General features: G+C 29.2%; 10 protein-coding genes. 9 read left to right on the forward strand and 1 reads right to left on the reverse strand.

Going from position 1 to position 13,015, the window contains the following annotated elements; genetic code table 11:
• Window positions 1-105 precede the first annotated feature (105 nt).
• The 8 genes from ACI48Q_RS08675 (at window position 106) to ACI48Q_RS08710 (ending at window position 10,202) form a co-directional block, all read left to right on the forward strand.
• Window positions 106-780: a response regulator transcription factor gene (locus ACI48Q_RS08675; protein WP_474918685.1), complete on the forward strand. Its 675-nt coding sequence runs from the start codon at window positions 106-108 to the stop codon at window positions 778-780.
• Window positions 777-1,856, forward strand: coding sequence for a sensor histidine kinase (locus ACI48Q_RS08680; RefSeq protein WP_474918686.1), 1,080 nt, complete (start codon window positions 777-779; stop codon window positions 1,854-1,856). Before ACI48Q_RS08675 ends, ACI48Q_RS08680 begins: the two co-directional genes overlap by 4 nt.
• 309 nt (window positions 1,857-2,165) lie before the next feature.
• Window positions 2,166-2,864, forward strand: coding sequence for a DapH/DapD/GlmU-related protein (locus tag ACI48Q_RS08685; RefSeq protein WP_474918687.1), 699 nt, complete (start codon window positions 2,166-2,168; stop codon window positions 2,862-2,864).
• A 1,229-nt stretch (window positions 2,865-4,093) separates the two neighbouring features.
• Entirely contained in the window at window positions 4,094-4,684 is a 591-nt protein-coding gene (locus ACI48Q_RS08690; RefSeq protein WP_474918688.1) for a nitroreductase family protein, read from the forward strand.
• A 360-nt stretch (window positions 4,685-5,044) separates the two neighbouring features.
• Window positions 5,045-7,042 (forward strand): AAA family ATPase, encoded by a 1,998-nt coding sequence (locus ACI48Q_RS08695; RefSeq protein ID WP_474918689.1) that lies wholly within the window; start codon window positions 5,045-5,047, stop codon window positions 7,040-7,042.
• The gene (locus ACI48Q_RS08700) at window positions 7,020-8,885 is read left to right on the forward strand and encodes a UvrD-helicase domain-containing protein (protein WP_474918690.1); all 1,866 of its coding nucleotides are present in this window, start codon (window positions 7,020-7,022) and stop codon (window positions 8,883-8,885) included. Before ACI48Q_RS08695 ends, ACI48Q_RS08700 begins: the two co-directional genes overlap by 23 nt.
• A gap of 413 nt (window positions 8,886-9,298) precedes the next feature.
• On the forward strand, window positions 9,299-9,892 hold the full coding sequence (locus ACI48Q_RS08705; RefSeq protein ID WP_474918691.1) for a tetratricopeptide repeat protein: 594 nt from the start codon (window positions 9,299-9,301) through the stop codon (window positions 9,890-9,892).
• 58 nt (window positions 9,893-9,950) lie between these two features.
• Window positions 9,951-10,202: a hypothetical protein gene (locus tag ACI48Q_RS08710; RefSeq protein WP_474918692.1), complete on the forward strand. Its 252-nt coding sequence runs from the start codon at window positions 9,951-9,953 to the stop codon at window positions 10,200-10,202.
• A gap of 141 nt (window positions 10,203-10,343) precedes the next feature.
• Here ACI48Q_RS08710 and ACI48Q_RS08715 read toward each other — a convergent pair whose 3' ends face one another.
• Entirely contained in the window at window positions 10,344-11,795 is a 1,452-nt protein-coding gene (locus ACI48Q_RS08715; RefSeq protein WP_474918693.1) for an aminotransferase-like domain-containing protein, read from the reverse strand.
• Window positions 11,796-11,932: 137 nt separating this feature from the next.
• On the opposite strand from ACI48Q_RS08715, the gene ACI48Q_RS08720 reads away from it, so the two are divergent.
• Complete coding sequence (locus ACI48Q_RS08720; RefSeq protein WP_474918694.1) at window positions 11,933-12,982, forward strand: ornithine cyclodeaminase family protein; 1,050 nt, start codon at window positions 11,933-11,935, stop codon at window positions 12,980-12,982.
• The last annotated feature ends 33 nt before the right edge of the window (window positions 12,983-13,015 follow it).

Genomic DNA, 13,015 nt, shown 5'->3' on the forward strand with positions numbered 1-13,015 from the left:
AAGAAAGTTGAAATAATAAAAAATATAGTAATTAAGAAGATAGAATGAGCAATGAATCATGCATTAGCTAATAAGTATATAAAAAATAAAAGTGGGGGTAGTCAAATGGTATCAATATTAGTAGTGGAAGATAATAAAAATCTAAGAATGTTAATGTCTGATAGATTAGAAATGGAAGGATATAAGATTTTTCAATCTGAAAATGGAGAAAAGGCACTAGAAGTATTAGAAAACAATAAAATAGATTTATTGATAACTGATATTATGATGCCAACTATGGATGGATATCAATTAATAGATGTATTGAGGAAGTCAGGATATAATATGCCTGTATTAATGGTAACAGCAAAGGACAGCTTTGAAGATAAAAAGAAGGGATTTAGGTTAGGTACAGATGATTATATGGTAAAACCAATTAACATAAATGAAATGTTATTAAGAGTTTCAGCATTATTTAGACGTGCTCAAATAAACACTGAAAACAGATTGCAAATTGGAGATATAGTATTAAATTATGATACATTAACAGTAGAAACAGGAAAAGAAGTTTATGAATTACCTAAAAAAGAATTCTACTTATTATATAAGCTATTAAGTTATCCTAATAAGATATTTACTCGTCAACAATTATTAGATGATATATGGGGAATGGATATAGAAGTAGACGAAAGAACTGTAGATTCACATATTAAAAAGCTTCGTAAAAAATTTAATGATAGGGAAGAATTTAAAATAATAACTGTTCGAGGATTAGGATATAAAGTGGAGAAGTATGTATGATAAGAAGGATTAAAAAATCTATAAGAGCAAAGTTTGCTATGATATTTATTGGAATTCTTTGTTTTGCTTGTGTTTCTTCATTTGGAATAATGCATCTATTTCAAATGAAGTTTATGAAGCATATTCTATCAGATATTACTATAAATTATACAAATGAACAAATTCATCAATGGTCATTAGTAATTATGATTACCTTAACTATATGTGTGATTATAGGATCTATATTAATGTATCTTGCAACAAAGACTATATCTAAACCTATAAAATATATAAGTAATGTAACTAAGGAAGTAGCGAAAGGTAATTTTGATATATCTATAGATTATGAGAGTGAAGATGAAATAGGAACATTATCTAAGAACTTCAATCTAATGATAGTTGAGTTAAAAAATATGGAGTATCTACGTAAGGATTTTATAAGTAATGTATCACATGAATTTAAGACTCCAATCTCATCTATTCAGGGCTTTGTAGAAATGATAAAGAATAAAGATTTACCAGAAGAGAAAAGAGATGCATATATAGATATAATTATTGAAGAAACAGAGAGATTAAGTAATTTATCCTCTAATATGTTAAGAATATCTAGATTAGATAATCAAAGTATTCTAAACAAAACAACAGAATTCTCTTTAGATGAGAAAATTAGAAAAATTATATTATTATTAGAAGATAAATGGGACAAAAAGAATTTAGAGTTAGATATAAATTTAGAAAATGTAATGTTTAAAGGTGATGAAGATTTAATAGAGCAAATATGGATAAATCTAATAGAAAATGCAATTAAATTTTCTGAGGATGGAGGAAAAATCACTGTAGAATTAAAAAACTTGGAAGAGGATGTAGTTGTAAAAATTTCAGATACTGGTATAGGAATATCTGAAGAAAGTAAAAAAAGAGTATTTGAAAAGTTTTATCAAGGAGAAACATCCCATTCTAAGGTAGGTAATGGTTTAGGTTTAGCAATTGTAAAGAGAATAATAGAGATATGTAAAGGAAGAATTGAGATAGAAAGTTGTGTAGGGGAGGGAACTACATTTATTATTAGGTTACCTAAATATGTCGATGGGGAGTAAAGAGCGGCTACGACCCTGGATAACGATTTCTCCTAAATGACAACGAGTTCCCCTAAAGGACAACGACTTCTAAGTATCAAAAATATGATACTAAGAATTCTGTTAGTAAGTATCAAAATACTGATACTTAGAACTCTGTTAGTAAGCTTCAGCTGGAGTAAAAACCACCTCTGAAGCAAAGAATTCTGTTTATTGTAAAATCCACCATAACTAAAATAAAGTGTTATGGTGGATTTTCATATTTATATATGATTAACAAGTTAATATTAAGTTTAATATAATGTAATATTAATTTAAGGAGAATTTATAATGGATAAGAGTATAAAAAAAGATTATAAGCCAACAGAGCCAACTAATTTATATGCTTACTTTATTGGAGAAAACCCAGCTACTTCATTTAATCCTATAAGTGTATATCCTCAGATAAGTGAAAGTGCATTTATAGGACCATTTTCTAGTGTAATAGGTGATGTAGTAATAGAAAAAAATGTATTTGTAGGTGCTAATGTAGTGCTAAGAGCAGATGAGGGAACACCATTTTATATAGGTTGTAATTCGAATATACAAGATGGAGTAATATTTCATGGGCTAAGAGATGCTAAGTACTTTGTAAAGGGTATAGGGTATTCAATATATATTGGGAATAAAGTAAGTATAGCTCATGGAGCATTAATTCATGGACCAGCTATTGTAGGAAATAATACCTTTGTTGGGTTTAATTCAATTGTATTTAATGCTTTAGTAGAGGACAATTGTTATATAGATACTGGAGCAATAGTAACAGGGGGAATTAGGATAGCTGCAAATAGATATGTTCCAATTGGTGCAATTATAAATACACAAGCTAAGGCAGATGATCTTTTAGAAGTACCAAAGGATAAAGCAGATTTTGCAGAAAAGGTTATTAAAGTAAATGTAGAGCTTGCAGAAGTTTACGACTTAAAATTTGGTGATACACGTTGTAGTTGCGGTCTTTGTTGTGATCATAGTACCTTAATTCACAGTTAGAGAAAAATCATAATTAATAACTTGTTTTATTATTAATGCAAGCAATATTCTATACATTTGTCAGTTATAAAAGGTAGGATATATAGATATTCTATCTTTTTTACTGGCAAAAAAACGCACTTGCTACCGATATGATGAATAGTGCCATAAGTAACGGCTTTTTTTGATGAAAGGACAATTTCAAAGGAAGTGCTAGGGTTTCAGTTTAACTGAAAGATAAAATAGATTCAAGCAATAAAATCTAAAGTTTAAAAATGAAAAATATTCCTTATTTTAAAGCGGAGTATTAAAAAGAGGGCTAAGTTTTAGTTAGATTTTAGCTAGAATTTAGTTAGAACTTTTAGTTAGGCTTTAGTTAGAGTTAAAAAACGCTCATATTAAAGGGCTTAGGCTAATTCTACTCAAATAACTAAAATATATAGGACTTTATAAATTATTAATATATATATAGCAGCGCCCGCGTAAAAACACATACACGCGTATAGGGCAAACTACACTTTGATAGTAGATATAGCAGAACTCCTTTAAAATCAAGGGTATAAGGTTCTAACAAAAATTCTAACAATTATATAGCTAGAAGGGGTGATTTAGAAGGGGGATTCAAAATGGGAAAAAGTAAAATTGGAAAAGTACTCAGGGATCCTATTGGAGGTGGCCTCGATGAAATATGTGCCACATGGCTATGAAATATATTTTGCTGTTTGCTATTTAAAGAAAGTTATTAATTGAGAAGGTGTACTAATAACAAAAGGAGAATTATCACAGTCATATTACCTTAATAGATCAAGTGAAACTTAGCTTCAGAGGGAGTTTGAACTTCCACTGAAGGTTAGTTGAACTTATACCCACAAGGGGCACGCGTCTAGGGTCGTGCCACTGTTATACACAGCATAAGAATTCTAAATCGCATAGCTCAAGAATTGTATCTCCCACCTTTTAAAGAGGATGGGAGTCTTACAGTGGCTAGACATCAGAGAAATTGAACAACTAAAAATAAATATGATGAACAGTTTCAAAGATTATAAAAAAGGGTGAAGAGGCACAAACCCGCATGAAATCTATATATTTATATATTCTTATATTTATATATTTATATAAATATATAAATATATGGCGTTGTTTTAAACGATTGTTGATTTTAGAACTATATATTATTGCGAGTAATAATATATAGTTCGTTATTAACACCATGTTAAAACAACGCCTAGAAAAAAGAAAGGATGTTAAATATGTTATTGGATTTATTAAGAAATAGAACAAGTATTAGAGACTTTACAGGTGAAGATATATCTATGGAGGTAATTAAGTATATTCTTGAAGCAGGAAGATTATCTCCTTCAGGTGGTAATGAACAATCATGGAAATTTGGTGTAATTATTGATAAAGATATGATAAAAAAAGTTTCAGAAGTAGCCTATAACCAAAGGTTGATAGAATCAGCCAGCTTTTTAATAGCTTTGTGCACCTGTATGGTAGAGAAGGAAAGTGGTGGAAGAGATATTCAAAAAGCACGTTTCCCCAAAATTTCAGAAATAATTGAAAGTATGAATAATGAAGTTTATTCATGTTTAAATATGGAAGAGCATCAGACAAAAATTCCTGGAACACATATGGTACTTGCAGCCTTAGAACATGGAATAGCATCAACCTGGGTATCTTATTTTGACGTTGATAAAATGTCAATACTATTAAACTTACCAAAAGGGTGCATTGCCTCCGAAATACTTGCTTTTGGGTACTCAACTAATAAAAAGGAACCATTAAAGAAGAAAAAGTTAGAGGAAATTACTTTTTATAATGTATTCCATGTTGAAAAATAAGTACTTTAATAGAGGAGGGTTACTGTGAAAAAGGCGTTAATAATATGTTTCAGAATAGAATAGCCTTAAATAAATATAATAATTAATAATAGTAGTATTTCTAAAATGAAGGTGGAGCTGTGGATTTCAAAGGTTACGCTTCGCCCCACCAATAAATCCACGACAGAAATGTCGTGGATTTTTTATTTGTAAATCTAAATTAAATTTTGTATAATTTGGTATTTTAATTAAAGAAAGTTTGTTAAAATTATCATATAAGAATGAAAGAAGGATAAATTGATTTTATATTTAAGTTTTATACTTGTACTTTGAGTATTTGTTAGCTGAAATTTAGTTTTGGATATTTAGGAGGATGATGTAATGCATATTAACAAAATAGTAATTAATAATTTTAGACAATTAAGGAATGTAAATCTAGAATTGCAGAAAGATACAACCATATTAGCGGGACCTAATAATAGTGGTAAAACAACAGTAATATTATTATTAAAAAGGATATTAAGTGAGAAAACGTTTGTTGTTAGTAAAGATGATTTTCCTGTTTTTGATGTTAATGAGTGGCTTAACAAAGTATATCCAGTTTTTAAAAATCATATTACTACAGGAATAGAGGAGGAAAGTGAAGATATGATAAAAAAAATACTAGATGAGTTATTTCCTCAAGAAAATACATTAGAACATATTATAATGCCAGAGTGTTCAGTTAAGTTACAAATAGATTATAATGAACGCGATGATATAAGGCGATTTGCTGATTATATTATGGATTTAGATGAAGATAAAAGTTCATTTTACTTTTTATATAAGATAGAGTTCAATCAAGCATTCTTTACAAAAATTATAACTAAAAACTTTGGAAAACTTAAATTTAAATTTATTAATAATGATAAAGAGAAAAATAAAAGTTTTATAAATAATTTACTTATAGATTTATATACACAAAGTCTTAAACCTAAATGTTATTTTGGTGATTCAAATTATAAAAATCTATCACCAATAGAAAATATACAGGATTTTAAAAATTTATTTTATTTTGATTGCATTAGTGCGGCGAGACCATTAGATGATTCTATAAATAAGGAACAACATTCATTAAGTAAAAGTTTAGTTTCATTAGCGAGTACAGATTCAAATTGGATGGACGAGATAAGCAAATTGCCAGAGCAAGTATTTAATGCATTAGATACCTCTGGAATACAGGGAAAGGTGAAGGCTGTTTCAACTACAACGTTAAATGAAACTATAAAATCAATATCTGAAACTAATGGACATAATACGGGTGAGATAGCTATTACTTTAGATGTTACAGAAGATAATGTAAGTGATTTGATTGATAGAACTACTATTGCACAATATTCATTTGGAGATAATACTTTAAATGAAAATTCTCAAGGTCTTGGATATAGTAATTTAATTTATTTACATATAAAAATACAAGAATACATAAAATCTAAAAATCCTCTATTAGTTAATCTATTAGTAATAGAGGAACCAGAGTCACATATGCATCCTCAGATGCAAAATGTGTTTTCAAAAAAACTTTTAAAAATTTATGATGAAAATGGATTACAGGGATTAATTACTACTCATTCAAATGAAATAGTAAAAGGTGCAGGTTTACGAAAATTACGTGTAATAAGAGAAATAACAGAATTTAATAGCAATATATTCAATTTAAGTTCTTTTGTTAATGAAATAAAGTCTGATTATAATTGCAATAGTGAATCTAAAGATATGCTTGAAAATTTCCATGATTGGTTTTTCGAGGTAGGATTTTCAGAAATAGTTTTTGCTGATGCATCTATTTTATATGAAGGAGATACGGAAAGATTATATATCAAGAAATTAATTACTCATAAAGATTATGAAAAACTTCAACAGAAATATATTGCTTTTATTCAAGTTGGAGGAGCATATGCTTATAATTATAAAGGTATCATAGAATTTTTACAAATAAAGACATTGATAATTACTGATATTGATTATGATTGTAGTCCAACTACTAAAGAAGAGGTTTTAAAATCGCAAACCACTAATGCAACATTGAAAAATTTTTATCATAATAACTTAGCTAAGAAAAAATCAGGGAAACTAGATGTAGAAGTATTACAAATTGAAGAACTATATAAGTGGATTAAAGGAATTAATCATATTGTTTGTAATAAAACTTTTAAAGATTTAGGAGATGAAGAGTTAAAGAAAGAATCGATTTACCTTGCATTTCAAACCGATGACGATAATTATACTCGTACTCTAGAAGCTGCAATGCTTAGTAAAAAGTTTGGTATTAATGGATATGAAGTTTTAAAACGTAGTGAATGGATTAATAAAAAGTATGATAAGAAAATATACAATTGATAATCCAGAAGATAATATATTATGCATAACATTTACCAATCGTGCAGCAGATGAGCTTATTAAGGATATTAATCTATCTAATATTCATATAAGTACTATTCATTCTTATATAAATGAATTTATGAGACCATTTTTTTCAAATGAAAAAATAATAGATTTATATTTTCGAATATATAGAGAAAGCATAAATGAAAGAATACAAGATATAAATAAAGCTGATAGTAATCAGAAATATATTGATAAGTATGGGAAACTTGATTTGGATACTATTAGAAGTAAGATAGATAAAATATCATATAATGAAACGGAATTTAATTCTTTATATTATGGAGGATTATGTCATGATGATTTATTATCTTTTACATATAAAGCGCTATTAGAATTTCCTAAGATTAAGCAAAAAATAAATTGTAAGTTTCAAATTATTATAATAGATGAATATCAAGATACTTCACCAGATGTATTACACATATTTTTCTATGCAGTAGAAGGTACTACCACAAATTTATATCTATATGGAGATAAAATGCAACAAATATATAAAATATACGATGATGAAATAAATAAAGAATTATTGTCTTTAAATATTGATAGAACTTCAACTATCAATCATCGCTCTATACCAAGTATTGTTAATTTAATAAATAAAATTTATAATAATCTAGATTTTGAACAAAAAATTGATGAAAAGAATAAAGAAATTAAACCAGATTATAATCCTAGGATTATAATAAATGATTGTGCAAAGTTTGATGAGTGTATTTCAGAGATATGTGAAAAATATCCTGATACTTTAGTTTTATATATTTTTAATAGTGATAGATTTAAAAAAATTGGTTGTATAAATCTATATAATGCTTATGGTAGTATTGAAAAATACAATTTTATCGGAAAGTATTCAAATAAAGACGTTTTACTTGATAGTACAACTGATAATCCAGATGTATTGATGAAATTTTTATTTGTTTTAGATAAAGCAAATAATTTTTGGCAAGAAAAAAACTTTGGAAGCTTTCTTTATTTATGTAAAATAAATAAATTTTTTTTCAAAGTAAATAAGTTATTGATAACGAACACTTGTAATAAAGTAGATATTAAAAAGTTATGGAATGAAGTATTTGATTTATATAATGAAGAGGGTACAATAATAGGACAAGTTATTAATTTACTAATAGAAAAAGAAGTGTTAGAAGTAGACTTTATTGAAACAATAAATAATGATGATATATACAAAAATGTATTTAATGTTCAAATAAGTGAGGTAATTAAATTATCAAGAAATTTATCACGAACTTCTAATGAGTTAAATGTATCAACTCAGCATGGGGTTAAAGGAGAAAGCCATGATTCTGTTATTTTTGTTGCAGAGGATAGCAAAAATAAGCCTTTGGCATATATATATAAGTTTTTTGATGTTTGGTCAAAAGCTGAATTTTCACTGGAGGATTTTGAAGAATTCTATTTTTCATACGATGCTTTTATTAAAAAAGTTGAAAATGAATTGGGATTTAGCATAAAAAAAATTAACAAAGAAAGAAATGATGTTGAATTTATTAAAAGGAAGTGTAATGAAATAATAGAGAATTTCGAAAGTAATTTATTATTTGAATTAATTTGTAAAGATGTATATACTACATATTTAAACAAGCCTTTGATTTCAAATGCTAAAAAGTGTTTTCAAAATAATACTGTGTATGGAGTATTAAGTGCATACAAACTTTTTTACGTTGGTTGTTCAAGATCAAGAAAAAATTTAACTGTTTTAGTAGATAAAGCAAAGATTTCAAAGTTTGAAAAAGAATTTAGGCAAAAGGCGGAAGGCATTGGTTTTGAAATAAAATAGGAAATTTAAGAATTTATGAGGTTTATATCTGAATCTAAAAGGATATAAAATTAGTGGATTTTAAAGGTCATGTATCGCCTTCACCATTAAAACCCACGACAGTGATTGTCGTGGGTTTTTCCACGTGTATAATTTCAGAATTATTAAAGCCGAACCTTATGACAAGAAATGTTGACTCTTTAGATGTTTAGTGATAGTGTTATATTTACAGGTTAGGTATAAATTGTAAAATACAATATGAGGTATTAAGATTGGAGTGATTTTCGTGAAGTTCCCAATAACTCCTCCAAATTCATAGCAAAGACTGCTATGAAGAAATTAAATTTTTAATATTTTAAATTACTTTACTTTTACAATGAATAGTATATTAGTGTTGAAAAAGATATTTTAATTATATGGGAAAGGGATCTATTATGATTGAAAATGAATTGAAGAATATTCAAAAAGATGCAGAAAAAGGTGTGGCGGATGCACAATATAATTTAGGCATATGCTATACTTATGGACACGGAGTATCTATAGATTATAAAGAAGCAGTTAAATGGTATTTAAAAGCTGCAGAACAAGGACACACAGAAGCACAATATAATTTAGGTATATGCTATAATTATGGATATGGAGTATCTATAGATTATAAAGAAGCATTCAAATGGTATCTAAAGGCTGCTGAAAAAGGATATGCAAAGGCACAATGTCTTTTAGGAGTATTTTATATTAAAGGTAATGGAGTTTCTCAAGATTATAATGAAGCAGTTAAATGGTATCGAAAAGCGGTGGAACAAGAAGATGCAAAAGCTCAATATAATTTAGGGATTTGTTATGCTAAAGGAGAGGGAGTATCTCAAAATTACGAAGAGGCTACAAAGTGGTATCGGAAAGCAGCAGAACAGGGGTATGCAGATGCACAATATAGTTTGGGACTATGTTATGCTAAAGGAGAGGGAGTATCTCAAGATTATGAAGAAGCTATGAAATGGTATCAAAAAGTTGAAAATAAGGACAAGTGAAAGCATTATTTATTATTTCCCAATAACATTCTCTTTGAAGATTTAGGAGGAGAAGATAATGGATAAAGGTAAGTTTGATGCTATTTCTCCTATTATTTGTGCTAATCTTGTAAAAAAGATAATAATAGAATTAAACTTAAGTGAAAATGAGGCTATAACTAAGTTATATGAATCTTATTTGTATGAAAAATTAGATAATCAATTAACGGATGAAGAAAGTAATTTATTTAAAGGTGGAGTAGTGGATTTTAAAGGTCGAGCTTCGCCTCAACCATACATATCCACGACCGCTTGTAGATGGCTTAAATAGCTACTTACAGGCGGTTGTGTTTTCGATGGGTGAGAGTATCTCCATCAAGTAAATATTTGTAGTGAAATTAATTTTAAATTTAGATATTATATTTTTAGAAGGTAAGGAGTTAGAAAAAGTAGTTAAAATTGACTGGTTCACTTAACCTAATTGTTCTGATACCAATTCTGAAAGAGTTTTGATTGCACACTCTATTTCCTTAAGCGAGGCATAAGAATATGAAATTCTTATATGGTGATTGGAGTGAAATTCATATAAATATCCAGGAAAAATAAGTATTTTTTTGCTTAATGCTTTTACGAAAAGTTCATGCATGGAAATACCTTCATTCAGCTTAAGCCAAATGAAATACCCTCCAGCTGGAATATTCCAGGTGGCCATGCCAATAAAATACTTTTTTAATGCTCCAATAGTAACATCTCTTCGAATCCTTACGTTTTTTCTCATTATATCGTTATGCTGATAATACAGACCGCTTGAAAAAAGTTCTGCAGTTACGTTTTGAGAAAGCGAGCTAGATCCATAATCGGTTTGCATTTTTATATCCGCTAGTCTTTCAATAACTTTTTCTGGTCCTACAATCCATCCAATCCTAAGACCAGGGCATAGATTCTTTGATATGCCTCCCGTATATAATACAAGCCCGTTTTTATCAAATGCCTTTAGTGGTGGTGGCGGCTGTTCATCAAACCAAAGCTCTCTGTATACGTCATCTTCGATAATAGGCAATCGTTCTATATCACAGGCATTTATAAGCATTTTTCTTCTCTCAAGTGACATTACGTTACCTGTAGGATTTTGAAAGGTAGGTATTGAAAACAGCATAGATCCTTTTCTTCGCTGATGACGGTTAATCAATTCTTTTACATCAATGCCTTCTTCATCAAGTTGTATTCCAGAGAGTTGTAATCCAAAGGATTGAAAAGTTCTCAGAGAATAGAGGTATGATGGCTTTTCTAAATAAACTACTGAGTTTGTGTTCAAAAGTCCAAGGGAAATAAGCTGAAGTGCCTGCAATACTCCGGAAGTAATCAGAACTGAGCCAGGCTCAGCCTCAATGCCCAATGTTTTAAGATATGCACATATCTCTCTTCTTAAATAAAGTGCTCCTTTTGGTTCTTCGTAACCTAAGGGTTTCATAGATTTAGATAGTTTTTCCAATGTTTTCTGAATCATTTCGTTAGGAATTAACTCAGGAGACGGTTCACAAGACCCCATTTTGATAATATCTGGTTGGAATTCAGCCACATTAATCTGCTGTATTATTCTTTGATTGGCCTGATGTACTCCTGAGGAGATATAGGGATTCCAGTTGTGGGAGTGATGAATAGACATTAATGTCCATGTATTGTTTATTACCCTCGTACCCCCTCCTGCATTTCCATTTAAAAGACCCTCAGCAGTTAGTTCTTCTATTGCAGCTACAACGGTACTTCTATTAACGCCAAAGATTTCAGAAAGTGTCCTTTGACTGGGTAATTTAAAATCTACCGGCCATTCTCCACTGGCTATTTTATCCTTCATGTATCTAACGATTTGTATATGCAACTGAGTGGAATCATTTCTGTCAGGTTTCCAATTTATATTAAACATAATTATACCTCCAGATAATATTATCATTAATATATCATTTGGTTGGTTAAAAAACAACCAAGAATGGTTGGAGACTTTTCATTGCCTTTAAAATATAATTACATTAATAAAGTTATATTTTTAGAAGGAAGTGATAAATGTTGATACCAATAAGGATTCTCGGTGACAATGATGTTAGAAGGATTCTCGATATTAAGAATACGGTAGCATGCGTAGAACAAGCCTATGTATCGAAAGCTGATAATCGGGGGAGAATATTTTCCATGATATCAGAGGAAATTTTTCAGGGCAGAGCAGAAATGGATATTAAATCTAGTATGCTTAATGAGGAAGATGTTTTTGGCTTGAAGTTAGTTTCATGGTTTGGCGATAACGTAAAGCTCGGACTTCCAACTGTAACTGGGCTCACCATGCTATTCGATTTAAATAATGGATTTCCCAAAGCTATTATTAATGCAGGCTATTTGACAGGAATGCGTACTGGAGCTGCAGGTGCAGTAGGTGTTAAGTATCTAGCAAAAAATGATTCAAGAACACTGCTGGTTGTAGGAACAGGAGTTCAAGCAATCTTTCAAATAGCCGCAACGCTGTCTGAAGTTCAGACAATCAATAAGGTATATATATATAATCCTTTTAAACATGAAAGTGCCATAAGGTTTAAGAATTCTATAAAAGCTGAACTTGGTAAAATTTTAAATGATATAAAGGATTCTTACAATATCAGATGGAAGCAGAGAATTGAATCAGTTGAGTTTATCGCAACTGAAAATCCAGCTAAAGCTTTAGAAGAAACTGATGCAGTAATTACTGTTACCCCTTCGCGAAAGCCATTAGTTTTAAAAGAATGGGTTAGAACAGGCACACATTTCAGTTGTATGGGAGCTGATACTATTGGAAAACAGGAAATAGATGAAAAAATATTTGACGAAGCAGTTGTATATGTAGATGACATAGCACAGGCATCAACAGTAGGAGAAACACAGAATGCCGTAAGAGTGGGTAAAATTAAAAAGGATAATTTGAGTGAAATAGGCCAATTAATACTGGGAAATGTTAAAGGACGAACATCAAATAAAGAAATTACCATATTCGACAGCACTGGTATATCACTGCAAGATATTGCTGTTTCACAATATATTATATTAAAGGCAGAAGAAATGAATATAGGTACAATAGTACAAATATAAGAACTTTTACATTAAAATTAATACTTATTAAGT

Source organism: Clostridium sp. LXY-7 (assembly GCF_056172015.1).

What these genes read in the sequence shown, in the direction of transcription:
- ACI48Q_RS08720 (WP_474918694.1), top strand. Translation starts at nt 11,933, where the DNA reads ATGTTGATACCAATAAGGATTCTCGGTGACAATGATGTTAGAAGGATT.
- ACI48Q_RS08680 (WP_474918686.1), top strand. Translation starts at nt 777, where the DNA reads ATGATAAGAAGGATTAAAAAATCTATAAGAGCAAAGTTTGCTATGATA.
- ACI48Q_RS08695 (WP_474918689.1), top strand. Translation starts at nt 5,045, where the DNA reads ATGCATATTAACAAAATAGTAATTAATAATTTTAGACAATTAAGGAAT.
- ACI48Q_RS08700 (WP_474918690.1), top strand. Translation starts at nt 7,020, where the DNA reads ATGATAAGAAAATATACAATTGATAATCCAGAAGATAATATATTATGC.
- ACI48Q_RS08715 (WP_474918693.1), bottom strand. Translation starts at nt 11,795, where the DNA reads ATGTTTAATATAAATTGGAAACCTGACAGAAATGATTCCACTCAGTTG.
- ACI48Q_RS08710 (WP_474918692.1), top strand. Translation starts at nt 9,951, where the DNA reads ATGGATAAAGGTAAGTTTGATGCTATTTCTCCTATTATTTGTGCTAAT.
- ACI48Q_RS08705 (WP_474918691.1), top strand. Translation starts at nt 9,299, where the DNA reads ATGATTGAAAATGAATTGAAGAATATTCAAAAAGATGCAGAAAAAGGT.
- ACI48Q_RS08690 (WP_474918688.1), top strand. Translation starts at nt 4,094, where the DNA reads ATGTTATTGGATTTATTAAGAAATAGAACAAGTATTAGAGACTTTACA.
- ACI48Q_RS08685 (WP_474918687.1), top strand. Translation starts at nt 2,166, where the DNA reads ATGGATAAGAGTATAAAAAAAGATTATAAGCCAACAGAGCCAACTAAT.
- ACI48Q_RS08675 (WP_474918685.1), top strand. Translation starts at nt 106, where the DNA reads ATGGTATCAATATTAGTAGTGGAAGATAATAAAAATCTAAGAATGTTA.